General features: G+C 58.9%; 19 protein-coding genes. 12 read left to right on the top strand and 7 right to left on the bottom strand.

The features are described from left to right. Positions 1-26 precede the first annotated feature (26 nt). Complete coding sequence (locus ACYQ54_RS23505) at positions 27-1070, bottom strand: FecR family protein (protein WP_460086834.1); 1044 nt, start codon at positions 1068-1070, stop codon at positions 27-29. Positions 1071-1296: 226 nt separating this feature from the next. Further along, a complete protein-coding gene (locus ACYQ54_RS23500; RefSeq protein WP_460086833.1) occupies positions 1297-2094 on the bottom strand; it encodes a class I SAM-dependent methyltransferase in 798 nt (265 codons plus the stop codon). Between the two features lie 162 nt (positions 2095-2256). On the opposite strand from ACYQ54_RS23500, the gene ACYQ54_RS23495 reads away from it, so the two are divergent. From ACYQ54_RS23495 to ACYQ54_RS23485, 3 genes are read left to right on the top strand one after another with little or no spacing between them, the layout of a single operon-like run. Next, entirely contained in the window at positions 2257-3360 is a 1104-nt protein-coding gene (locus tag ACYQ54_RS23495) for an ABC transporter substrate-binding protein (protein ID WP_460086831.1), read from the top strand. Position 3361: 1 nt separating this feature from the next. Beyond that, on the top strand, positions 3362-4426 hold the full coding sequence (locus ACYQ54_RS23490; RefSeq protein WP_460086830.1) for a FecCD family ABC transporter permease: 1065 nt from the start codon (positions 3362-3364) through the stop codon (positions 4424-4426). After that, the gene (locus ACYQ54_RS23485) at positions 4420-5178 is read left to right on the top strand and encodes an ABC transporter ATP-binding protein (RefSeq protein WP_460086828.1); all 759 of its coding nucleotides are present in this window, start codon (positions 4420-4422) and stop codon (positions 5176-5178) included. Before ACYQ54_RS23490 ends, ACYQ54_RS23485 begins: the two co-directional genes overlap by 7 nt. A gap of 23 nt (positions 5179-5201) precedes the next feature. Here ACYQ54_RS23485 and ACYQ54_RS23480 read toward each other — a convergent pair whose 3' ends face one another. Next, positions 5202-6818, bottom strand: a complete 1617-nt coding sequence (locus tag ACYQ54_RS23480; RefSeq protein WP_460086826.1) for a Na/Pi cotransporter family protein — start codon at positions 6816-6818, stop codon at positions 5202-5204. Positions 6819-7035: 217 nt separating this feature from the next. On the opposite strand from ACYQ54_RS23480, the gene ACYQ54_RS23475 reads away from it, so the two are divergent. Beyond that, a complete protein-coding gene (locus ACYQ54_RS23475; RefSeq protein ID WP_460086824.1) occupies positions 7036-8535 on the top strand; it encodes a phage tail sheath family protein in 1500 nt (499 codons plus the stop codon). A 57-nt stretch (positions 8536-8592) separates the two neighbouring features. On the opposite strand, the gene purN is transcribed toward ACYQ54_RS23475, so the two are convergent. The 3 genes from purN to ACYQ54_RS23460 form a co-directional block, all read right to left on the bottom strand. After that, positions 8593-9240 carry a phosphoribosylglycinamide formyltransferase gene (purN, locus tag ACYQ54_RS23470; protein WP_460086823.1) on the bottom strand — a complete coding sequence of 216 codons (648 nt, stop codon included), beginning with the start codon at positions 9238-9240 and terminating at the stop codon, positions 8593-8595. After that, complete coding sequence (gene purM, locus ACYQ54_RS23465) at positions 9237-10313, bottom strand: phosphoribosylformylglycinamidine cyclo-ligase (RefSeq protein WP_460086821.1); 1077 nt, start codon at positions 10311-10313, stop codon at positions 9237-9239. The genes purN and purM overlap by 4 nt, the downstream gene beginning before the upstream one ends. A 234-nt stretch (positions 10314-10547) precedes the next feature. Continuing rightward, entirely contained in the window at positions 10548-10961 is a 414-nt protein-coding gene (locus tag ACYQ54_RS23460) for an MAPEG family protein (protein WP_460086819.1), read from the bottom strand. 132 nt (positions 10962-11093) lie between these two features. On the opposite strand from ACYQ54_RS23460, the gene ACYQ54_RS23455 reads away from it, so the two are divergent. From ACYQ54_RS23455 to ACYQ54_RS23435, 5 genes are all read left to right on the top strand, one after another. Next, entirely contained in the window at positions 11094-11939 is an 846-nt protein-coding gene (locus ACYQ54_RS23455; RefSeq protein ID WP_460086818.1) for a LysR family transcriptional regulator, read from the top strand. An 89-nt stretch (positions 11940-12028) separates the two neighbouring features. Then, entirely contained in the window at positions 12029-13126 is a 1098-nt protein-coding gene (locus tag ACYQ54_RS23450; protein ID WP_460086816.1) for an AI-2E family transporter, read from the top strand. Positions 13127-13129: 3 nt separating this feature from the next. Next, a complete protein-coding gene (locus tag ACYQ54_RS23445; protein WP_460086815.1) occupies positions 13130-13810 on the top strand; it encodes a P-loop NTPase family protein in 681 nt (226 codons plus the stop codon). Between the two features lie 133 nt (positions 13811-13943). Beyond that, on the top strand, positions 13944-16166 hold the full coding sequence (locus tag ACYQ54_RS23440) for an RNA degradosome polyphosphate kinase (protein WP_460086813.1): 2223 nt from the start codon (positions 13944-13946) through the stop codon (positions 16164-16166). A gap of 1 nt (position 16167) precedes the next feature. Further along, a complete protein-coding gene (locus ACYQ54_RS23435; protein ID WP_460086811.1) occupies positions 16168-17688 on the top strand; it encodes a Ppx/GppA phosphatase family protein in 1521 nt (506 codons plus the stop codon). Positions 17689-17733: 45 nt separating this feature from the next. Here the strand turns inward: ACYQ54_RS23435 and rnd are convergent, their stop codons facing one another. Beyond that, the gene (gene rnd / locus ACYQ54_RS23430; RefSeq protein WP_460086810.1) at positions 17734-18918 is read right to left on the bottom strand and encodes a ribonuclease D; all 1185 of its coding nucleotides are present in this window, start codon (positions 18916-18918) and stop codon (positions 17734-17736) included. Between the two features lie 146 nt (positions 18919-19064). On the opposite strand from rnd, the gene ACYQ54_RS23425 reads away from it, so the two are divergent. The 3 genes from ACYQ54_RS23425 (at position 19065) to ACYQ54_RS23415 (ending at position 23544) form a co-directional block, all read left to right on the top strand. After that, a complete protein-coding gene (locus ACYQ54_RS23425) occupies positions 19065-19691 on the top strand; it encodes a nucleotide-binding protein (protein WP_460086808.1) in 627 nt (208 codons plus the stop codon). A gap of 163 nt (positions 19692-19854) precedes the next feature. After that, entirely contained in the window at positions 19855-21636 is a 1782-nt protein-coding gene (aspS, locus tag ACYQ54_RS23420; protein WP_460086807.1) for an aspartate--tRNA ligase, read from the top strand. A 189-nt stretch (positions 21637-21825) separates the two neighbouring features. Then, complete coding sequence (locus ACYQ54_RS23415) at positions 21826-23544, top strand: ABC transporter ATP-binding protein (RefSeq protein WP_460086805.1); 1719 nt, start codon at positions 21826-21828, stop codon at positions 23542-23544. Positions 23545-23559 lie beyond the last annotated feature (15 nt).

Below are 23559 nucleotides of genomic sequence, written 5' to 3'. Positions count from 1 at the left end.
GCCTGAGGCAGATTTCGGGTGAAGTGTCAGCGTCCCACGGAGACGCCGACACCGCCAACATTTGCATTTACCCCGTTGCCATTGACTGAAGCATTTGCATTCGCACCACCAGCCGAGACATTTGCGTTTGCGCCACCGCTTCCGGCAGATGTGTTGGCACTCGCGCCGCCTGCCGAAGCGCCGGCGCTTGCGCCCCCGCTATTGGAAGAGTTTCCGGAACCTGCATTTCCGGATCCCGAGTTGCGATTAGCACCCGAGTTGCTGCCGGAAGTCCCGTTGGTATTTCCTGATGAGCCGCGGTCTCCGGAGTTTGCGGACGAACTGTTGCCGAAGATGCCGCCGGAGCTGTTCTGCTGAACATTTGTGCCGGTCGATGAGGGACCAGTCGGCACTTTGCCGAACGTCGGTTTTGCCGGTTTGCCTTGCTGAATGGCTGCGCGGGTGTTGCCGACGGATTTCAGACCGCTGAACTTGTCCGGAGCGCTTTGTACGCTTTGTCCGGACCGCAGGTCGCTTCGCTGGCCAGAGGCAAGATCCTGAACACCGACGACGCCACGTTGAACGGTGACCTGGCTTTCTTTGCCGTGCACACTCACCGAAAAGCGGGTGCCTTTGACGACTGCTGCCAGATAAGGCGTTTCGACCCTGAAAAACGGCATGCCGCGGGTTTCGACATCAACATCGATCGTGCCCTTGCGCTGTAGCAGAGTTGTCTTGCTGTCATTGCTCCGATATTGCGACAGCGCAAACTCCGTGTTTGGTCCGACGATGATGGAGTCCTTGCCCCGTTGCAGCACGGCGCGGGCGCCCCTGCGCGTCGCGATCGTGTGGCCCTTGTGAAGCGCCATACCTTTGCGGGCGCGATGGGCCTTGATACCTGGCGCGACAAGATAAACCGTTCCTGAAAGACGGGTGATCACCCATTCGGCCGCAACGGCTTTTGAGAGCCCACCGAAAAGAGGGGTCATCAGCAGTGCAAGGACCAGCAGAGGCGCCAAGGTGTTCAGCGATTTGCGTCCGGCCGCAAGGCTCTTGGAGAGGAACTGGTAAACATCGCGGCCAGCATGCATCTGCAATACTCGATAATTGTGTTGAAATGCACTCTTATCGAAGGTGGCTTAACGTAGCGTGAAGAATAAACGTCGAATTAACTCTTGCAATCGTTGATTATACTGCGGCAATCTTAGGTGTTTCGGGTTGATTTTATTGTTTTGACGAGCTGTAAACAAGGGAAGATTCACCATCTCAACTGGCCGGTTGCCAGTCCTCGAACCGGCTGCCTCATCTCGGGGAATGTCATTTGCGCGCGCAGATCGCGTAGCGGTGCTGGGTGGCTCTTTCCAGCCCCTTGAAGAAGGGCAGGTGGCGTCGCTGTGCCCGGTGAACCGCTTTCAGGTTCGTGTCGACTGCAATTTGTGTGAAACCGGCCTGACGCAACAGCTCAACTACCGCGTCTGCCCTTGCGCCGTTCGAAAAATGGACGCGGGACAAGATGCTGCGATGGGTTTCCATCATGTCTGCCGGCTTTGTGTCTGCTTGCGGGCGAAGCCCGAAACGCGCCACAGTCCCGGACAGTGCGGCAAGCATTCTTGCGAACCAGCCGGGATTGACGAAATCACCGTCGACGACAAGCAGCCGCCCCTCCGGTTTCAGCACCCGGTGCCATTCGGCAAACGCCGCGGCCGGGTCGACCAGTGTCCACACCAGATGCCGGCAGGTGATGGCATCATAGCTGCCGGAAGGCTCCATGGTCCGCTCGGCGTCGCCCATGAGGAAGCGGATTGAGCGACCGCGTTTTTGAGCCTTTTCGCGCGCCTTGGCCAGCATGGGTTCTGCCCAGTCCATCCCGGTGACCTCGAAGTCTAGATCGTCAAGCAGGTGTGAGATAACGCCAGTGCCTGAGGCGAGATCAAGAACACGCCGCGCCTTGCCGGTGCCGAGATGCTTTTCGAACAGGTTTTTCCAGGCAGTGTGCTCTTCGTCTGAAAAAATTTCGTGACCAGGCTGAGTGTCGAATGTCTCGGCCCGCTTGCCCCAGTATTCCTTGATTTCCTCACGCAGATCGAAATTCGAAAGTGTGTCCGCGTCGCTCATCAGGGGTGTCGCTCCCATTGGTTGGAACCATTCCAAAAGATAATTCTTGACTCATATACTCAGGAAAAATACGAAAAACAAGAATATAAAACTCAACTTATAACCTTTGGAAAATTCGAGGCGGATGTGAGCAAAATCAAAAGCTTGGCAGTCTCTTGGCTTGTGACGGCTACTCTTCTTCCCACGGTGGTTCTTGCTGGAGACGTCGTAACCGTAACCGATATAACCGGCCGGGAGGTCGAGGTCGAAGTGCCGGTGGAGAAGGTCATTCTGGGCGAGGGACGCCAGATCTATTTTACCGCGGCGCTTGATGGTGACGACCCATTCAAGCGTGTCGTGGGCTGGCGGGACGATTTCGAAAAGGCCGATAACGACGGCTATCACCAGTATCTCGAGAAATATCCGCAAATGGCGGACCTGCCGACATTCGGCGGCATGAAGAATGGCACGTTCGATGTCGAGCAGGCCATCGCGCTTCAGCCGGACGTGATCATCCTCAACCTGGATGCCAAGGTCGCCACCGAGGAAGGCGGATATATCGAGAAACTCGGCAAGGTCGGCATTCCGGTCGTTTATGTCGACTTCCGCGAAAAGCCGATGGAAAACACCGAGCCCTCCATGCGCCTGATCGGCGAGCTCTACGGCAAGGAAGACAAGGCGGAGGAATTCATCGAGTTCCGTGCAGCGGAAATAGCCAGGGTAACAGACAAGCTGGCAGCGCAGACGGATCTCGTGAAACCGGTGGTGTTCATGGAGCGTGCCGGCGGTTACTCGGACGATTGCTGCATGTCATTCGGCAACGAGAATTTCGGAAAGATGGTCGAAATGGCTGGCGGCATCAACATGGCTGCCGACATCATTCCGGGCACCTTCGGCACGGTCAACCCGGAGCAGATCATCGCCTCCGACCCGGACCAGATCATCGTGACTGGCGCAAACTGGGAAATGTATGTTCCTGGCGGCAAGTGGGTTGGCGTTGGAGCAGGCGCTGATCCGGAGGTCACCGCAGACAAGCTCGCAGGTCTGATGGAGCGTCCGGGATTTACCGGCGTCAAGGCGGTCCGGAACAACAATGTCCATGCCATCTGGCACCAGTTCTACAACAGCCCGTACCAGTTCGTCGCGGTTCAGCAGATCGCCAAATGGCTGCATCCGGATCTCTTCGCGGATCTTGATCCCGATGCCACCTTCAAGGAACTGCACGATCGCTTCCTGCCGGTGGAGTACCGGCCGGGCTACTTCGTGTCGCTGGATTCGAGTAAGTAACATGGCGGTTTCGGAACTCATTCCGGCTGAAGAGGGGCGCGGTCTTTACCGCGCCCTTGCGTTCAGGCGCGTTCTGGTCATTTGCGGTCTGATAACCGCACTTGCATTCAGCTTTTCATTGGATCTGGCGCTTGGTCCGGCCCGCTATCCCTTGTCGGAAGTGTTTGCCGCCTTGGTCAATCCGTCCGGCGCGGATCTGCAAACCCGGGTCGTCCTGTGGGACATCCGCATGCCGATCGCGCTGATGGCGATCACCGTTGGCGCATGTCTGTCGCTGGCGGGTGCCCAGATGCAGACGATCCTGGCCAACCCGCTGGCCAGCCCGTTCACGCTCGGCATTTCCGCCGCGGCCAGCTTTGGCGCGGCCCTGGGCCTAGTTGCCGGCGTCGCGATTTTTCCGGCTGCGGTTCACTACATGGTTCCGATCAATGCCTTTCTGATGGCAATGGCGGCTTCGCTGTTCATTTATCTGATGTCGACCGTCCGGGGCGTGACGGTTCAGACCATCGTGCTTCTGGGGATCGCGTTGGTCTTTACGTTCAACGCACTGCTGTCCCTTTTGGAATACCTTGCTTCCGAACAGGCGCTCGCTGCCGTCGTGTTCTGGACCATGGGATCGCTGACCAAGGCGACGTGGGGCAAGGTTCTGGCAACCTTCACAATTCTTGTCGTTTGCGTTCCGTTTTTCGCGCGCCATTCCTGGGCGTTGACCGCCCTCCGGCTTGGTGATGTCAAGGCAGCCAGTTTCGGCGTGAACATTAAGGCGCTCCGACTGAAGACGCTGCTTGGCGTCAGTCTCCTGGCCGCCATACCGGTTTCCTTTGTCGGTACCATCGGGTTTGTAGGACTGGTCGGACCACATATCGCCCGCATGCTGGTGGGTGAGGACCAGAGGTTTTTCCTGCCGGCGGCCATCCTGTGCGGTGCGCTGATGCTGTCGGCAACATCCGTCGTTTCCAAGATCATTCTGCCGGGGGCGATCCTGCCCATCGGCGTCATCACCGCGCTTGTCGGGGTGCCGTTCTTCTTCGTGCTCATTTTCGCGGACCGGAGGCAGTCATGGTAACGTTGCAGCTCAAGGGCGTGGGCGCACGCTACGGCTCCAGTCTTGCGGTTGAAGGGGTCACGACACCGGTCTTTTCCGGTGGTGAACTCACCGCGCTGATCGGCCCCAACGCCGCAGGCAAGTCAACCTTGTTCAAGCGGATCTCCGGTCTGTTGAAGGGACCTGGCGATGTCGTGCTGGCAGGCAACCGCACGTCGCCCCGGGACGCAATTCGATACATGCCGCAAGACACCCACGCCAACGCCGTGCTCACGGTCTATGAATCCGTTCTTCTGGCAGCCAAGCAAGGTGAAGGCTGGCGCGTGAAAGATGCTGAACTCATCGAAATTGACCGCATATTGAAAGCGCTGCAAATCGATGGCCTGGCGTTCCGGAACCTGGGCGAACTTTCCGGTGGGCAGCGCCAACTGGTTTCGATCGCGCAGGCATTGGTGCGCCGTCCCGAAGTGCTGATGATGGATGAACCGACATCCGCGCTGGACCTATACCGTCAGGTCGAGGTTCTGAACTTCATGCGCGACCTTGCGCGCAGGCAGGGGACCCTGGTGCTGATTGCCCTTCACGATCTCAATCATGCCCTGCGGTTCTGCCGAAACACGATGGTGATCGCCAATGGACGCCTGGTGGCGGCCGGACCGTCCGAGGACGTCATCACCTCGTCGATGCTGCGTGACATCTACCGGGTGGAAGCGCGCGTGGAAGCCTGTTCGCGCGGTGAAAATCACATCATCATCGACCGGTCCGCTGCCTGACGGTTGTGCCCGGCCGATGTTGATCAATCCTGGTCTACGTCTGTCCGGGCTTCTTCAACGGTCGACGCCAGATCCCGGTTTGCGTCCAGAAGAACATTTTGGTGCAACCGGATCCGCCACAGGTGATAGGCAACCCTGTGCAGCCAGCGCAGGGCGTCCAGTTTCAGCCAGACGGTTTCCGCAGGCACCGCATCGGCCGCTGCCATGGCGATCAATCGGTCGCGGTTGAGCCGGCGTTGCCGGCGCATCAACAATCGCAACCGGTCGAGCGTCTTTTCTTGCGTCTTGGCGTCTTGCTGCCTGGCAGATGGGCTCGTGACGCCGAGAAGCAGGCCCGCCAGGCGCCTGAGCCGGTGATCCAGCGCCAGCTCATCGATCCGCTGCCTCTGGTCGCAGCGATAGAGCAGGCGGCTCAGGTGGTCGAGGATGTGAAACTGGCCCTTGAGCTCTTCCTGCAGCACCATGTCGTCGGGTGGAACGATGATCCTGTCCAAATAGGTCCGCGTTCCCGCGATGGCTTTGGCAAGGTCCTCCCGGTCCAGTTCCGCGTCAGAGACCTGCCTTGCGCCCAGGCGGTTACGCAACCGGTCGATGATCGCAGCGTCAAGCTCCGCAACAGTTTGTCCTGCCAGCGAAGCGGCAGCATGCGGCTCCCGCAGCACGAGCGGATCCATCCGGCTGGTCAGATCGGGGCCTTTTTCGGGAACCATTGTTTCGACCATCCTGGCGAAGGGCCGCGCAAAGGGCAGCACCAGAATGACACCAAGCGCATTGAAAAAACTGTGAAACGCGACAAGTGCGACCTGTCCATCGCCATTGCCCGTCAGCGCCCCAGCCACAATCTGAAACGGACCCAGAAGAAAAAACGCCATGATGCCCGTCAGGACATTGTAGATCATATGCGCGTAGCCCGTACGCCGGGCCATGGTTCCGCCGCCGATGGTCGCCAGAACCGCGGTAAACGTGGTGCCGACATCCATGCCGATCACCATTGCGGCTGCCTGCGGAAAGTTGACGGCACCCGCGCCAAGTGCCGCAAGTGCGGTTGCAACACCTGCGCTCGAGGATTGGGTCACGACAGTGATCAGCATGCCAATCAGCACCAGTTGCAGCCGGCCGAAGAGCGTGTCGGGTGGAAAGTCGGTGGGTGTAACCACGCCGCTGAAGGCGTCAAGCCCGTCTTTCATGTGTTCGATGCCGACAAAGATCAGGCAAAAACCGGCGAGTGCCTGGCCGATCAGCGCGATCCGTCCGTGAAAGGCCAGCCTGGCGATTGCGCCAAAAAACACGAAAGGCAGGGCGATCTGGCCGAGATCCAGCTTGAAGCCGAGGACCGCGACCAGCCAGCCGGTCAGAGTCGTGCCGACATTGGCGCCAAATATGACCCCGAGCGCCTGGGGAAAGGTGAGAAGGCCAGAGGCAACGAAACCGACGGCTGCGACAGTTGTCGCGCTGGAAGACTGGATGACGGCTGTTGTGAGCGCGCCCGTCGCGGCGCCGGACAAAGGGGTGGAAGTGAACCTGGACAACACCTCGCGCATGCGCTGCGCCGCGAGGGCTTTCAGCCCGTCGGTCAGAAGCAGCATGCCGATCAGAAACAACCCGACGCCGCCAAGCGCGGACATGACACCTAAAAACATGGAGGCACGTTATCCGACCGGATAACCGCCCACAATCAGTCAAGATACTATCCGCACCGTCTGTATTCAGCTTAAGCCGGGGGCAAACAAAAAGGTGCTTCCAGCAGGACATGCAACTTCAGGCAGAAAATTCTTTGTTCGCCGGTGTGACTGTGGGAGCTTGTGACGACCGGTGGCAACAAGGCCCATCGGATGCTGCGCCACGAGGAAGAGTGCGATGAAGAAGTATGATGCCCCAGGCGTTTACATCAACGAGTTGGATCCCTTTCCAGTCCCGGTCGTACAAGTCCCGACAGGTGTTCCGGTCTTTATCGGCTACACGGAAACAGCGGTGGAGGAAGGCAAGAATGTCACCGGCGTACCGGTCCGGATTTCGTCACTGGCTCAGTTCGAAGCCCACTTCGGTGGGGAGCCGGTGTTTCGTTTCGACTTCAGCTTGAGGGACGGTGAAGCGCTCCTGGAACTGGACGAAGCGAGCCGGTTCAACATGCACTCGGCCTTGAAACTTTTCTTCGACAACGGCGGAAGCACGTGCTGGATCATGTCGGTTGGATGCTACGGCAAGGAAGCGTCCGCCTTCATCAAGTCCGCGGATCATTTCGGGGAGGCTGTCTGGCAGGAACTTGCCAAGTTGGAGGAACCATCGATAGTCGTCATGCCCGATGCTGTGTTTCTGCCGTCGGCAGCGGACTACAAGGCCGTCTGGGACCGCGGCCTTGCCCATTGTGCCGAGATGCAAAATCGCGTCGCCATTGTCGACGTGTTCAAAGGGGACAGGCATAGGACATACGACGAAGTCGATGTGATTTCGGGGCAAACCGGTCTGCGGAACCTGCTTTCAGCGCAGGACATGAGCTTCGCCGCTGCCTATTATCCCTGGGTGAACACGTCCCTTCATGACGCGGTCACGATAACCTTCGACAACGTCTCGGCTGGAACACGTCAGGCCTTCTTTGATCATGTTGGCCAGGAACCTTCCATTCAGGCAGATGAGTCCAGGAAAACCATAGTCGACAAACTGTTGAATTCGCTGATGGATGAAGACAAGTCTGATGCGGAGAAAGCCAGCGATCACAAGATCTTGCTAGGTTGTTCGAGGCGCTATAATGCGCTCGGCGCGCAGGCCGTTACCGCGGTGAGTGTCATGCCGCCGTCGAGTGCGTTGGCGGGCGCCTATGCGATGACAGACAACCAGGTTGGTGTCTGGAAGGCTCCGGCAAATATCAGTCTGGCTGCTGTCCTGTCGCCGTGCGTAGCTATCTCGGATGCGGAGCAGGAAGATCTGAATGCCCCGCTGGACGGCAAGGCCGTCAACGCGATCCGGTCGTTTGCCGGGCGCGGGACACTGGTGTGGGGCGCGCGCACGCTGGACGGCAACAGCGCGGAGTGGCGTTATGTGAATATTCGCCGAACGTCGATCATGGTTGAACAGTCGATCAGGGCAGGTCTCGAACCTTTCGTCTTCTCCCCCAACACCGCAACGACTTGGCTCACGGTGAAATCCTCGATCGAGATGTTCTTGAATTCTCTTTGGAAGGATGGCGCACTGATGGGGGCAACACCTGCGGATGCCTACAGTGTCGACGTGGGACTTGGTACCACAATGACCAGCGCGGATGTTGAGGCCGGCTACATGATTGTTGTGGTCAAGGTCGCGCTCACGCGTCCGGCGGAATTCGTGGTCCTGTCGTTAAGGCAGCTTGTCCAGCAAAACTAGTCCAGTGGCCGCGCATCCGCAGTTCGGGCACATTGGCCCGTGAAACCTGAAACCGGCCTATGGCCAGATGAGAGCATCTGTCTGCGCACCATCGCCGCTGCCGGTCACCCGGGCTCCGGACACCTTGGCCTTGCCACTGGCAACCAGGGAAAGTGCCTTGGGATAGATCTCGTGTTCGACGTTCAGAACCCGCGCCGCCAGACTGTCCGGGGTATCGCCGTCCAGAACCGGAACAGCCCCCTGGATGATAATGGGGCCATCGTCCATTTCGGCCGAAACATAGTGCACGGTCGCGCCATGCAACTTGACACCTTCCTGCAGGGCTCGCTCGTGTGTTGCAAGCCCCCTGAAGGATGGCAGCAGAGCAGGGTGAATGTTGATCATCCGGCCTGCCCAGGCGTTGACCAGATACGGGGTCAGGATACGCATGAAACCGGCAAGGGCCACCAAGTCTATCCGATGTTCCTTCAGGACGGCATCGACGGATTTTTCGAACGCTTCGCGGTTACCCGCATAGTTCGTGTGATCGACAACCGCCGTTGGGATACCCAGCTCGGCGGCTCGCTCCAGACCCTTTGCATCCGGCCGATTGGACAGAACAAGCGAGATTTCGGCAGGGTAGTCGGGAGACATCGCTGCGGAAATCAGAGCGCCCATGTTGGAGCCGCGTCCGGAAATCAGGATGGCTGTCTTCTTGCGGCTCATGCGCCGAGGTCCAAGCTGCCGTCAAACTGCACCGGTGCGGCGCCTTCAGCCTCGATGGTGCCGATCCGGGACACTGTTTCGCCGGCCTTGCGCAGGACATCGGCAACCGCGTCGGCTTCTTCCGCGGAAACGACAATCACCATGCCGGTTCCGCAGTTGAAGGTCCGCAGCATTTCCTTCTCGGCAACGCCGCCACTTTTCGCAAGCCAGCCAAAGACTGCCGGAACCTTGATCTGCGAAAGATCGATGCGCGCGGAACAGTTCTTCGGCAGGACACGCGGCAGATTTTCCGGCAGACCGCCCCCGGTGATATGCGCGAGAGCCTTGATGCCGGAGGTTTCCTTCAGAGCTGCAAGCAGCGATTTGACATAAATCCGGGTCGGCTCCATCAACGCTTCGCCGAGCGTCTTGCCGGCTGCAAACGGTGCCGCATCCGACCAGTTGAGGCCAGACATCTCGACGATCTTGCGCACCATTGAATAGCCGTTGGAATGGACGCCGGAAGAGGCCAGGCCAAGCAGTACGTCACCCGCGGCAACATCCGGGCGCGGCAGGATGGCACCGCGTTCTACGGCACCGACGGAGAAGCCGGCGAGATCGTAGTCACCTTCCACATACATGCCTGGCATTTCGGCTGTTTCTCCGCCGATCAGGGCTGCGCCTGCCATCTTGCAGCCGTCGGCAATGCCTGCGACCACATCGGTTGCGGTTGTCACATCCAGTGCACCGGTTGCAAAATAGTCGAGGAAGAACAGTGGTTCGGCGCCCTGGACCACCAGATCGTTGACGCACATGGCGACAAGGTCAATGCCGACCGTACGGTGCTGGCCGGTTTCAATGGCAATCTTCAGCTTGGTGCCAACGCCGTCATTGGCCGCAACAAGTATCGGATCCTGGAACCCTGCGCCCTTGAGGTCGAACAATCCGCCGAAACCGCCGATGTCGCTGTCGGCCCCGGGTCGGGACGTCGCCTTGACCAGTGGCTTGATGCGGTTCACCAGTTCGTTTCCGGCGTCGATGTCGACACCTGCATCGGCATAGGTCAGGCCGTTGGGACCAGAGGATTCACTCATGGGGGCACTCCGAGACTGCGTGCGGTTGGCTGTGCCAGTGCGGATTACAGTCTGCCGCCAAGGAACACAAGAGGCGAGCCGTTCTGCGGAGCGCTTAAGAACAGATGCCGGTGCAACTTCTGTATTTTCGAGCGTGTTCTGGCTGACGTGCGCCCCGAAATTTGGATTGCCGGCGAAAAGAATGACCGAGACAGGCAAGATGGACGGATTTGCCCGCAATGTACCTCAGGACTATCAGCTGCCGGCAGGTGGATAAACCGGGACCTGAGATAGGACCGAGGCAAAGGTCACGGCGATTGCCGCCATGCCGATTGCCCAACTAACAGAGCGAACGGTGCTGATGCCGAGCCAATAGGCAAGGGAAAAGCCAAAGCGGGCCAGAAGATAAACGCCGCTGGCGGCCTGTGTCGTCAAATTGCCGGTACCCGTGACAAGCAGGACGACGACAAGCGGCAGCATCATTGCGGCCGACTCCAGATTGTTCTGCAAAGTGCGCCGCGCTCGTCCGGAAAACCCGGTTTCAGGCATGGGATCAGAGCGGTCGGACATGACGAAGCCGACACCCCGCATAATGACTGTGCCGGCGTGCTGGACGGCGGCTGACAAAAAGATCAGGCAGGCAACGCCGATCAGAACAATGATTTCCATGGTGGAAGGACCTCTGATTTGAAAAATGCGAATTTGGGCGTCCACAGGCGTAGTTGTGCGAAAAAGTTCAGACAATAAATGAAATTGTGCTAGCGCTGATCAAAAATGTTCAAGATGGGGAGGTGGTAGACCGTGAATGCCAGTGATCTGAAATTTCTGGGTGCTTTGGCGGAGGCAAAAACCTTCACGGCTGCGGCCCGCCAGCTCAACACGTCGCATACCACCGTCGCCCGCAAGCTGCGTCTGCTCGAAACCTATTTCGGAGCACGCCTTGCCGAGCGGGTCGGGGACGGCATCCTGCTGACAGCAGCAGGTGAAGAGGCTTTGCGCAGTGCTGGCCGCATTGAGGAAGAGATCGCTGATCTGGAGCGGCGGATTACGAACCGCGACACGCAGCTTTCCGGGCAGATTTCTCTGACGAGCGTCGACATATTGATCTGGCATTACATGCCGGTGCTGACCGCCTTTCGAAGCCGGTATCCGGAAATCGAACTGACGATCTCGACCCAGACCGGCGTTGTCAGCCTGTCACGGCGGGAGGCCGAAGTGGCTCTGCGGTTGACCAATGCTCCGGAAGGATATCTTTTCGGTCACGAAATCGGCCGGTTCAATTTTGCGCTTTTCGGCAGCAGGGATCTTGTCTCCGGCCGTGGTTCGCTGAACGACCTGCCTTGGCTTGAGTACAGTTCGCGGGACTGCCGGGAGCGTTCGGCGGACTGGAAAAACCGGAATATGCCGGATGCCGCCTGCAAGGCATTTGTGCCGACGCCGCTCATGATGATGTCTGCAGTGCGAGCCGGTATGGGGATTGGTGCACTTCCGCTGGAAATCGTTCAAGGGGAGCCGGATCTTGTTCAGCTCAGGGAAGAACCCTGTTTTTCGCTTGGGATCTGGCTGTTGACACCGGAGGAACTTCGCGGGGCTGCCCGTGTCCGGGCCTTGTTCGACTGCTTCATGAGAACGAGACCGGTGCGTTAACTGTGCTGGACTTGACCCGAAGCGGGGTTTAATCCCATGTCCGGAAGAAAGCCATTTGCACGCGCCGACACAAACGAGGAGCGCCATTCATGACCCTTCGCCGTCAGGTTCAGTTCTGGCTGATCTCCCTCATTGTCGTATGTCTGTTTCTGTATGTCTTCTCCAGTGTGCTTCTTCCCTTTGTCGCCGGCATGGCGGTTGCCTATCTGCTCGATCCCGTTTGCGACCGGCTGGAAAAGCTGGGTATGGGCAGGATGTGGGCGACGCTGACCATCCTGTTTGGCTTTGTTCTCATTCTGGTGATGTTCTTCATTCTGCTTTTGCCTCTGCTGGGAAATCAGCTGGCGTTGTTCCTGGAAAAGTTCCCGGAGCTGATCCACAAACTTCAATCACTGCTTTCAGAAAACTTTCCGGCAGATCTTGCCTCCGTCGCAGGCATCAATGCGGATGATCTTCAGTCCTCCATGTCCAATCTCATCGGGCAGGGGGCGTCCTTCATAGGCAAGTTGGCGCAATCGCTGTGGAGCGGTGGGCAGGCCCTGCTGTCGATCCTGTCGCTCTTTGTCATTACGCCTGTCGTTGCCTTCTATCTGCTGCTTGACTGGGACCGCATGGTTGCGCGCATAGACAGCTGGTTGCCGCGTGATCATCTGGCGGAGATCCGCGGGCTTGCCAAGGAAATGGACCAGGCCGTGGCCGGTTTCGTGCGCGGTCAGGTGTCGGTCTGCCTCATCCTCGGCTCGTTCTACGCCGTCTCACTTGCGCTGGTCGGGCTGAATTTCGGCCTTCTGATCGGCATGGTGGCCGGACTCGTCAGCTTCATTCCCTTTGTGGGGGCCGGGCTGGGCCTTGTCCTGTCCATCGGCGTGGCACTTGTCCAATTCTGGCCCGAATGGCCATGGATCATCGCTGTCGCCGCGGTCTTCGGCGTCGGCCAGTTTCTGGAAGGCAATATCCTCCAGCCCAAGCTCGTGGGGGAAAGCACCGGCCTTCATCCGGTCTCGCTGATGTTTGCCCTGTTTGCCTTTGGATATCTCTTTGGATTTGTGGGGATGTTGATCGCGGTTCCGGCTGCCGCGATGATCGGCGTGCTTGCACGCTTTGCCCTGAAGCAGTATCTGGCAAGCCCGGTCTATCGGGGAACCGGCTCTCCCGCATCGGGGCAAGACGAACAGGTATCAGAGTAGAAAATGGCCGAAACACCGCGCCAGTTGCCATTGGAATTGCCGCATGAAGCGGCCTTGAGCCGTGATGATTATCTGGTTGGCAGTTCCAATCGTGCCGCATTCGAACTTCTGGAACGCTGGCCGGACTGGCCATCGCCCGTTGTCGTGCTCGCTGGCCCTGTCGGGGCGGGCAAGACGCATCTGGTTCAGGCTTTTCAGGATGAAACCGGCGCAGCCGTTCTGCCGGCCTCCAAGCTTCATACGCAATCCTTGGAAGCGCTTGTCGCCGCGCCGGCTGCCGTGATCGAGGACGCCCATTTGGGGATCGACGACACGGCCCTGTTTCACCTTCTCAATGCTGCACGCCAGGCCGGCAAGACCGTGCTGATCACCAGTCGCACCTGGCCGGCAAGCTGGAAAATCTCCCTGCCGGATCTGCAGTCCCGTCTGCGGGCGGCAACCCCTGTGGAAATCCTGGAGCCTGACGACGACCTTTTGCGCAGGGTTCTGGTGAAACTGTTCGCCGACCGGCAGATTGCGGTCGATCAAGGCGTGGTCGACTATCTTGTGGTGCGAATGGAACGTTCGCTCGAAGTTGCCATGCGTGCCGTCGAGGCCATCGATCAGGAAGCTCTGGCAGGACGGGTCAAGATCACAAAACCACTTGCCGGTCGGGTCTTGGAAAATGTGCATAAAGGCCAATAATCACCGGTACCGCCACAGGGCTGTCATTTGCCCGCTCAGAAGTTCATGTTAGTCACGTCGGCGATAAGGCAGAATGGGCAGGCCCGCTTTTGCCGGGTGGAAGCGGAAGCTGCACAGAACAAGGGATGATGACATGAACGAAGCCCCTGATCTTTCAGACATTCTGCCTGCTTCCACAGTCTCTTCCGAAGTAAAGGGTGTTGTTCCGGACCTGGCGCCGGAAGGTGAGCTGGCTACATCTCCGGCCCGGTTCATGAACCGCGAACTTTCCTGGCTGCAGTTCAATCTCAGGGTTCTGGAAGAAGCCATGAACCCGAACCACCCGCTGCTCGAGCGCGTCCGGTTCCTCTCGATCTCGGCCAACAACCTCGACGAATTTTTCATGGTGCGCGTTGCCGGTTTGCGCGGCCAGCAACGGGCTGATGTCACCAATCTTTCCGACGACGGCCTGACGCCGACCGAACAGCTCCAAAAGATCAGCGATGCCGTGCGGGACCTGCAGGCTTCCCAGCAGAAGATCTGGGTGGAGCTGCGCCGCGAAATTGCCGACAAGGGCATCGAGATCCCGGAAGGCGATACGCTTGACCAGGCAGACAAGGCTTGGCTGCAGGATTACTTCCTTGCATATGTTTTCCCGGTTCTGACCCCGCTGGCCATCGATCCTGCACATCCGTTCCCCTTCATTCCGAACCTCGGCTTTTCCATCGTCTTCGAACTCGCACCGACGTCCGGTGGACGCGGCATGATTGCCCTGCTCAGAATTCCGAGCCAGGTCGACCGGTTTGTGCAATTGCCCAACGGCGAGGATGGTGCTGCCCGCTTCATCGCCATCGAGAAAGTCGTCAGCCTCTTCATCGGACGCCTGTTTCCCGGATATGAAATTCGTGGCAAGGGGGCATTCCGCGTCATCCGCGACAGCGACCTGGAAATTGAAGAAGAAGCCGAAGACCTCGTTCGCCTGTTTGAAAGCGCGCTGCGCCGCCGCCGCCGGGGCTCGGTGATACGGCTGGAAATTCAGGAAACCACGCCACCGGCCCTTCGTGAATTCGTGGGCGAGGCGCTCCAGGTGGGGCAAAGCGAAATCTTCCTGGCAAACGGCCTGCTTGCGCTCAACAACCTGTCACAGATTGTCGATCTGGAGCGGCCGGACCTGAAGTTTCAGCCTTACACGGCCCGCTTTCCAGAGCGCATTCGCGAACATGGTGGTGATTGCCTGGCGGCGATCCACCAGAAGGACATCATTGTTCACCACCCGTATGAATCCTTCGACGTGGTGGTTCAGTATCTGCGGCAGGCGGCACGCGACCCGGATGTGGTGGCAATCAAGCAAACGCTGTATCGCACGTCCAATGACAGCCCCATCGTGAAGGCGTTGGCCGAGGCCGCCGAAGCGGGAAAATCCGTCACGGCGCTGGTGGAACTGAAAGCCCGCTTCGACGAGGAAGCCAATATCAAGTGGGCGCGTGACCTGGAACGGGCAGGGGTGCAGGTCGTGTTCGGCTTCATCGAGCTGAAGACCCACTCCAAGCTGTCCATGGTGATCAAGCGCGAGCACGGCCAGCTCAAGACCTACTGCCATATCGGGACGGGGAACTACCACCCGATTACGGCCCGGATCTATGAGGATCTCTCCTTCTTCACCGACGACCCCGGTATTGCCGAAGATGCCGCGCGCGTCTTCAACTTCATCACCGGCTACGCGCAGCCGGCTGAGCTGAACTATTTGATGGTTTCTCCCGTCAACCTGCGCCAGCGCATGCTGGAAATGACCGAGGGCGAGATCGAGCATGCCCGTGCCGGCCGTCCCGCGCAGATCTGGTGGAAGATGAACTCGCTGGTGGATCCGGAGATCATCGACGCGCTTTACCGTGCGAGCCAGGCTGGCGTACAGATCGACCTGATCATTCGCGGCATTTGCTGCCTGCGTCCAGGCATTGCCGGCCTGTCCGACAACATCCGGGTGAAGTCCATTGTCGGACGGTTTCTGGAGCACTCACGCATCTACTGCTTTGGCAACGGCCAGGGGCTGCCGTCGCCCGAGGCGCATGTCTATATCGGCTCCGCGGACCTCATGCCACGCAACATCGACCGGCGCGTCGAGGTTCTGGCACCACTGAAGACGCCAACCGTGCACGAGCAGGTTCTGGATCAGATCATGGTTGCCAACCTGAAGGACAACCAGCAAAGCTGGCGCATTCTGTCCGACGGCAGCCACGAGCGTATTGTTCCGAACGCAAACGAGGAACCCTTCAATGCGCATCAGTATTTCATGACGAACCCCTCACTTTCAGGCCGGGGCAAGTCGTTGAAGAGTGACCGGCCGAGGCCGTTCCTGGAACGGCAAAAACGAGGTTAGCATGACTGCTGAGTTTCACCCGGCGCGTGGCCGGCTCAACGGGTCCGGACCGGTCGCTGTCGTGGATATCGGGTCCAACTCCGTGCGTCTCGTGATTTACGAACGCAAGGCCCGCACGCCTACGATGCTGTTCAACGAGAAACTGCTGGCCGGCCTCGGCAAGGGCATCGCCGCCACCGGGCGCCTGGCCGACGATTCCGTCAATCTGGCTCTCGGTGAGCTGACCCGTTTCAAGACGTTGATCAAGCATACCGGCTGTCAGGAGATTTATATCGTGGCGACGGCTGCTGCGCGGGACGCGGAAAACGGTCCGGAATTCGTGCACCAGGTCGAACGGTTTCTGGAAGCGCCGGTGCGCATTCTCGACGGCAACGAGGAAGCCTATTATTCGGCCCTTGGGGTGATCGCGGGTTTCTGGCAGCCTCGCGGCATTGTCGGCGACATGGGCGGCGGCAGCCTGGAACTGGTGGAAATTGCCGACAACAAGCCCGGTACCGGGGCGACGTTCCCTCTCGGCGGGCTTCGCCTTTCGGAAGAGGCCGACGGCAAGATCGCCAAGGCGCAGAAAATCACAGAAGCTGCGCTCAAGGATTTCCAATGGCCTGATCTCGTGCCGGGCGAACGGACGTTTTATGCTGTAGGCGGCACCTGGCGGTCACTGGGCCGTTTGCATCTGATGCAGAACAAATACCCGCTGCATGTCATGCACAACTACGAAATCAGTGCGGAAGAAGCGATCGCCTTTTGCAGACGGATCGCCGTTCCCAATCTCGAAGGGGTCGAACTGGCCGAGATCGTCTCCAAGCAGCGCCGTCCGCTGGTGCCGATCGGTGCCGTCGTGCTGGAGCAGGTGCTGATGTCGATGAAGGCGGAACGCCTGGTCTTTTCCGCAACGGGTGTGCGCGAGGGCCTGCTGCACGAAAAGCTGCCTCTGGAAATGCAGGCTCATGACCCGGTAATCGAAGCTGCCCGTGAACTGTGCACGCTGCGAGCCCGTTCACCCGCCCATGCGGAAGAGCTGATCATCTGGACGGACAAGTTGTTCAGGGAGCTCGGTATCGAGGAAACCGCCAACGAGACGCGGCTTCGCCATGCGGCATGTCTCCTCTCCGATATCGGCTGGCGCGCCCATCCGGACTATCGCGGCGAACAGAGCCTCAACATCATTTCGAACGCGTCTTTCGTAGGGCTGGATCATGCCAGCCGTGCATATCTTGCCGCGGCTGTCTTCTATCGCCACCAGGGCCTGCGCGAAGGCGATCTTTCGCCTGTTATCCGGGCGCTGTTTACTGACCGCCTGCGCATTCGCGCCAAGGTTCTGGGTGCGACCATGCGGGTTGCGTCCCTGCTGAGCGCTTCCATCGCAGGCATGTTGCCGAAGGTAGGCATTACCAGATCAGGCAAGGGACTTTCGCTTGATCTCGGCAAGGAGCTTGCCGATCTCGACGGTGAACGTCTGCGCAAGCGCGCAAACCAGCTCAGCAAGGTCATCGAGGTCGATGTGGCGGTAAACGCCAACTGAGTTCAGGACTGACTGAAAGCGAGGGCTGGAGTGAAAGGCGGCAGATTACTCTGCCGCTTCCGATTCAACATTTGCCTGTTGCGGTTGGTCAATCGCGACGATCTGCCGGTCCTGGAAGGCGAGGGCGACTTCGCCACGCTTCAGCTTGAGGGCGGTTTCTCCGAAAAGCTCGCGCCGCCAGCCCTTCATGGCCGCAACATCTGCAGCGTCGTCCGCGGCAATCTTTTCAAGATCATCCACGGTGGCAATCACCTTGGCGGCGACGCCATGGGCTTCACTGACCAGTTTCAGAAGAACCTTCAGGAGATCGACGGCTGCCGCCGAACCATCCGGAGCCTGTCGGCCCTTCGGGAGTTTCGGCATTTCGTTCTTGGGAAGCGAAACGGCACGCCTGACGGCTTTCAGGATTTCGTCAGCGGACTTGGATCGTTCGAAGCCGCGCGGAATGGTTCTGAGGCGTGCAAGTGATTCTGCGTCCTGGGGCTGCTGGGCTGCGAGCTCGTATATGGCATCGTCCTTGACGACGCGGCTGCGCGGTACATCGCGCGCTTGCGCTTCCCGTTCGCGCCATGCGGCCACTTCCATCATGACGGCCAGTTCGACCGGCTTGCGAACACGGAGCTTCAGCCGCTTCCAGGCCTGTTCGGGATCGGTGCGATAGGTGTTGACGGATGTCAGAACCTGCATTTCGTCCTGGACCCAATGGCTGCGATCCTGCTCGGCGAGGTTCGCTTTCAGGAACTGGTAGGCGTCGCGCAGATGCGTGACATCCGCCAGAGCATAATCCAGCTGCTTTGCGGTCAACGGTCTGCGGGCCCAGTCGGTAAACCGGGACGACTTGTCGATCCGGGCACCGGTCACCTTGTAGACCAGCTGGTCGTATGAAATGGAATCACCAAAGCCGCACACCATGGCCGCCACCTGGGTGTCGAACAGGGGGGCAGGAATCAGCTCGCCCAGGTGATAGATGATTTCGATGTCCTGGCGGGCAGCGTGAAATACCTTTGTCACACTACCGTCGCGCATAAGCTCGAAAAAGGGCTCAAGGTCGAGCCCTTCTGACAAGGCATCGACAATAAAGGCCATGTCCGGCCCTGCCATCTGGATGACGCAGAGCTTGGGCCAAAAGGTTGTCTCACGGAGAAATTCCGTGTCGACGGTCACGTAATCATGGTCGGCAAGACGCTGGCACGCAGCGGCGAGATCTTTTGTTTTTGTAATCACATGCATGGTGACGGACAGCTATACCTGAGTTCTGCCGCTTTGTCGCCACGAAATGGTAATTTTCGCGCCCGAGGCTCTTGTAAAGGCGCATTCTGTGCGCCTATGTTGAAGCTTAGGCGAGCGTCCGTAAAAGAACACAAAGGGGAGTGGAAATGCGCAAGATACTGGTGGTGAATTCCAAGGGTGGTTGCGGCAAGACGACCCTCGCCACGAATCTTGCCGTCGCACTTGCCGCCCGCGGTGACGATGTTGCGCTTGCCGACGCGGACCGGCAAAAGTCGAGCCTCTCCTGGGTCAAACGCCGGCCAAAGAACCTCGCGCAGATAGAAGGTCTCAACTGGACCAAGGAAGATTCCATCGGTGACAAGGCCAAGAATCTGGACGCCATCGTCATTGACGGACCCGGCGGCCTTCGCTCCGAACTGGCCAAGAACCTGATCGCCGAAGCGTCCGATATCATTGTTCCGGTTCTTGCCTCGGCCTTCGACTGGGACGCCACCTTGAAATTTCTCGACGGCATTTCGGACGTCAAGCGCGTGCGCAAGGGAAAGGCCGATATTCATGTGGTGGCAAACCGCATCGATCGCCGGTCCAACCAGGTTGGCGATCTGGAGCAGTTGCTCTCCAAAAAGGGCTATCCGCTGCTTGCCCGGATATCCGACCGGGTGATCTATGCCCGCCATGCGGCGGCCGGATCGGGTGTGTTCGACTACTCCGATGCCAGTTCTCACGAGATCCGCGGCCAGTGGCATCCGCTGTTGCAAGCAGTCGACGCCTGAGAGAATTTTCTGAACCGTTTCGCTTCAAAGAGGGGAGAGGCAAGCATCGCACAAGCCTTTCCCTTGACTTTCGTCCCGCAACATGGATTGTGCAGCCGGACTCGGCCTGCCTCCGGCGGGCCGTAACGATTTTCTATGCCAAGAAAAATGTCGAGGAATTAGAATGCACCCCTACCGTAGTCACACATGCGGTGACCTCCGTCTGTCCGACGAAGGCCAGACTATCCGTCTTTCCGGCTGGGTCCACAGGGTCCGCGATCATGGCGGGGTGCTGTTCATCGATCTGCGCGATCATTACGGTGTCACCCAGTGCGTTGTCGATCCGGACTCCGCCGCCTTCAAACTGGCCGAATCCGTTCGGTCGGAATGGTGTATCCGTATCGACGGCAACGTGAAGAAGCGGACAGAAGAAACCATCAACTCGGAACTTCCGACCGGTGACATCGAAGTGTTCATCCGCGAAATGGAAATTCTGGGTGCGGCGAAGGAATTGCCGTTGCCGGTTTTCGGCGACCTAGATTATCCGGAAGAGGTTCGCCTGAAATACCGCTTCCTGGATCTGCGCCGCGAGAAGCTGCATCAGAACATGATCCTGCGCTCGAACGTCGTGCGCGATCTGCGTGACCGCATGTGGAACATCGGCTTCAACGAATTCCAGACCCCGATCATTACGGCATCTTCTCCGGAAGGCGCGCGTGATTTCCTGGTGCCGTCTCGTCTGCATCCGGGCAAGTTCTACGCGTTGCCGCAGGCGCCGCAGCAGTTCAAGCAGTTGCTGATGGTGTCCGGCTTCGACAAGTACTTCCAGATCGCACCGTGTTTCCGCGATGAAGACCCGCGCGCAGACCGTTCGCCGACCGACTTTTACCAGCTCGACATGGAGATGTCCTTCGTCACCCAGCAGGACGTTTTCGACACCATCGAGCCGGTGATTGCCGGCTGTTTTGAGCGTTTCGGCAACGGCCGCCCGGTCAACCGAGACTGGCCGCAGATTTCCTACAAGGATTCTGCGCTCTGGTACGGCACGGACAAGCCGGACCTCAGAAACCCGATCAAGATGCAGATCGTCTCCGAGCATTTCGCCGGGTCCGGTTTCGCGATCTTTGCCAAGCTGCTGGAACAGCCCGGCACCGAGATCCGCGCCATTCCGGCACCGAAGGGTGGCAGCCGCAAGTTCTGCGACCGGATGAACAAGTTTGCTCAGGAGCAAGGCCTGCCGGGTATGGGCTATATCTTCTGGCGCAAGGCCGAAGACGGTTCTACGGAAGCGGCTGGTCCGCTGGCCAAGAACATCGGTCCGGAGCGCACCGAAGCGATCCGCATACAGCTCGGTCTGGATGTCGGCGACACTGCATTCTTCCTCGGCGGCAAGCCGAAGCAGTTCGAGCCGGTTGCGGCCAAGGCCCGCGTCATCATCGGCGAAGAGCTCGGCCACACCGACAAGAACCGGTTCGAATTTGCCTGGATCGTGGACTTCCCGATCTATGAGCGCGACGAGGAAACCGGTGAGATCGATTTCTCGCACAACCCGTTCTCCATGCCTCAGGGCGGCATGGCAGCACTGGATGGTGATCCGCTGGAAGTTCTCGGTTACCAGTACGACCTGGCCTGCAACGGCCACGAACTGATTTCTGGTGCTATCCGGAACCACAAGCCGGAAATCATGTACAAGGCCTTCGAGATCGCGGGTTATCCGGCAGAGGAAGTCGACAAGCGCTTTGGCGGCATGGTCAACGCGTTCCAGTATGGCGCTCCTCCGCACGGCGGTTGTGCAGCCGGTATCGACCGTATGGTCATGCTGATGGCCGACGAAGCCAACATCCGGGAAGTCATGCTCTTCCCGATGAACCAGAAGGCGGAAGACCTGATGATGGGGGCTCCGAGTGAATCGACACCGGCCCAGTTGCGCGAACTGCATCTCCGGCTGAACTTGCCGGAAGCTTGATAACTTCCTACTTGCGGGTGACCGTTAAATAGGGATACCCCTCTGCAAAAGAGGCGAGAGGCCGGCCATGCCGGCCTCTGTCGTGCTAAGCTTAGCGAGTTTTTGGAAAGGCGGCTTAAAGTGCTTAACCCCGCAAAATGGGAGATCTGGCAAGATCCGGATGGCACGGTCCAAGTCATAAAACGCCTGTTGAGCGAAAATCTCCGGGCCTATATTCCGCGCTACATGGTGGCCTTCGTTTTCATGGGAATGGTGGCAGCCACGACTGCCGCAAGTGCCTGGATCATGAAGGACGTCATCAACGAGGTCTTCATCAACCGCGACAAGGCGATGATTTATGTCATCGCCGGGGCGGTCATCTGTATCTTCACCTTGAAGGGGGCTTCGACCTACGGTCAGATGGTTGTCCTATCCCGGGTCGGAAACGCGATCGTCGCCGACCTGCAGAACCGCCTGTTCAAACGTCTGACCAAACAGGACCAGGCCTATTTCGACCGGATGTCCCTGCCGGAACTCGGCATTCGCGTGAACACCGGTGCCGGCAGCGCGCGATCGGTGATCGACATGATCGTACTCAGCCTCGGGCGGGACATTCTGACCCTTATCGGGCTGGTCGGCGTGATGATTGTCCAGGATCCCCTGATGAGCCTGCTCGCATTGGTGATCATGCCGCCGATCGTTGTCGGCGTCAGCTTTCTGGTCAAGCGGGTGAAGACCTACGCCAAGCGGCAGGTGGTCTCAAACGCCAAGATCGGGTCGACTTTGCAGGAAACCGTTCTGGGCATACGCATCGTCAAGGCTTTCAGGATGGAGCCGACGATGCAGCAGCGGATGGCGACCTCCGTTGCCGAAGTGGAGCGCCAATCCAACAAGATTGCCTCGCTGACGGCCCGCACGTCGCCTCTGATGGAGTCCCTGGGCGGCTTTGCCATCGCGCTGGTTATCTTCTACGGGGGATATTCGGTGGTGGAGCTGGGCAAGGATCCGGGTGGTTTCTTTGCGTTTATTACCGCACTGCTGCTTGCCTACGATCCGGCACGGCGCCTCGCACGGCTGAACGTCAATCTCAGCAAATCGCTTGTCGGCGTGCGCCTGATGTACGAGCTGATCGATGAGCAACCGGATCTGGAGCAGATCGAAAATGCACCGGACCTCAAGGTCAGCGACGGCCAGGTCGAGGTGAAGGACGTCAGGTTCTCCTACGGCGAAGGGGCTGCGCTCAATGGGCTGACGCTGACGGCGGCAGGAGGCCAGACAACAGCGCTGGTCGGGGCGTCGGGGGCAGGCAAGTCCACGGTCTTTGCGTTGATCGAGCGTTTTTATGATCCGCAGGAAGGAACGATCTGCATCGACGGCCAGTCGACCAAGTCGGTCTCCATGGTGTCCCTGCGCCGGAAAATTGCCTACGTCAGCCAGGATTCCTACCTCTTCAACATTAGCATCCGCAACAACATCGCCATCGGCAGACCGGATGCCACGCAGGAAGAAATCGAGGCGGTGGCACGGGCGGCGAATGCCCATGACTTCATTCTTGAAATGCCAGAAGGCTACAACTCGCTGGCAGGTGATGGCGGGGGCAGACTGTCAGGTGGCCAGCGCCAGCGGATCGCCATAGCGCGAGCAATGCTGCTGGATGCGCCGATCCTGTTGCTGGACGAGGCAACGTCGGCACTTGATGCAGAATCAGAAGCCAAGATTCAGTCGGCGCTCGAAAAATTGATGGAAGGCCGCACCACTCTGGTGATTGCCCACCGGTTGAGCACGGTTCGCCATGCCCACCAGATTCACGTTCTCGACAGGGGACGTGTCGTGGAAAGCGGTACGCACGACGAACTGTTTGAGCATGACGGCATCTACCGCCGTCTGTGCGAGTTGCAATTCCAGAACCGGACCGAAGCTGCCGAATAAGCCTGACCCGGTAGC

Source organism: Roseibium sp. LAB1, assembly GCF_054658235.1.
This window is presented reverse-complemented; position numbering and strand designations above follow the sequence as displayed.

What these genes read in the sequence shown, in the direction of transcription:
- ACYQ54_RS23505 (WP_460086834.1), bottom strand. Translation starts at nt 1,070, where the DNA reads ATGCATGCTGGCCGCGATGTTTACCAGTTCCTCTCCAAGAGCCTTGCG.
- ACYQ54_RS23500 (WP_460086833.1), bottom strand. Translation starts at nt 2,094, where the DNA reads ATGAGCGACGCGGACACACTTTCGAATTTCGATCTGCGTGAGGAAATC.
- ACYQ54_RS23490 (WP_460086830.1), top strand. Translation starts at nt 3,362, where the DNA reads ATGGCGGTTTCGGAACTCATTCCGGCTGAAGAGGGGCGCGGTCTTTAC.
- ACYQ54_RS23485 (WP_460086828.1), top strand. Translation starts at nt 4,420, where the DNA reads ATGGTAACGTTGCAGCTCAAGGGCGTGGGCGCACGCTACGGCTCCAGT.
- ACYQ54_RS23480 (WP_460086826.1), bottom strand. Translation starts at nt 6,818, where the DNA reads ATGTTTTTAGGTGTCATGTCCGCGCTTGGCGGCGTCGGGTTGTTTCTG.
- ACYQ54_RS23475 (WP_460086824.1), top strand. Translation starts at nt 7,036, where the DNA reads ATGAAGAAGTATGATGCCCCAGGCGTTTACATCAACGAGTTGGATCCC.
- purN (WP_460086823.1), bottom strand. Translation starts at nt 9,240, where the DNA reads ATGAGCCGCAAGAAGACAGCCATCCTGATTTCCGGACGCGGCTCCAAC.
- purM (WP_460086821.1), bottom strand. Translation starts at nt 10,313, where the DNA reads ATGAGTGAATCCTCTGGTCCCAACGGCCTGACCTATGCCGATGCAGGT.
- ACYQ54_RS23460 (WP_460086819.1), bottom strand. Translation starts at nt 10,961, where the DNA reads ATGGAAATCATTGTTCTGATCGGCGTTGCCTGCCTGATCTTTTTGTCA.
- ACYQ54_RS23450 (WP_460086816.1), top strand. Translation starts at nt 12,029, where the DNA reads ATGACCCTTCGCCGTCAGGTTCAGTTCTGGCTGATCTCCCTCATTGTC.
- ACYQ54_RS23445 (WP_460086815.1), top strand. Translation starts at nt 13,130, where the DNA reads ATGGCCGAAACACCGCGCCAGTTGCCATTGGAATTGCCGCATGAAGCG.
- ACYQ54_RS23440 (WP_460086813.1), top strand. Translation starts at nt 13,944, where the DNA reads ATGAACGAAGCCCCTGATCTTTCAGACATTCTGCCTGCTTCCACAGTC.
- ACYQ54_RS23435 (WP_460086811.1), top strand. Translation starts at nt 16,168, where the DNA reads ATGACTGCTGAGTTTCACCCGGCGCGTGGCCGGCTCAACGGGTCCGGA.
- rnd (WP_460086810.1), bottom strand. Translation starts at nt 18,918, where the DNA reads ATGCATGTGATTACAAAAACAAAAGATCTCGCCGCTGCGTGCCAGCGT.
- ACYQ54_RS23425 (WP_460086808.1), top strand. Translation starts at nt 19,065, where the DNA reads ATGCGCAAGATACTGGTGGTGAATTCCAAGGGTGGTTGCGGCAAGACG.
- aspS (WP_460086807.1), top strand. Translation starts at nt 19,855, where the DNA reads ATGCACCCCTACCGTAGTCACACATGCGGTGACCTCCGTCTGTCCGAC.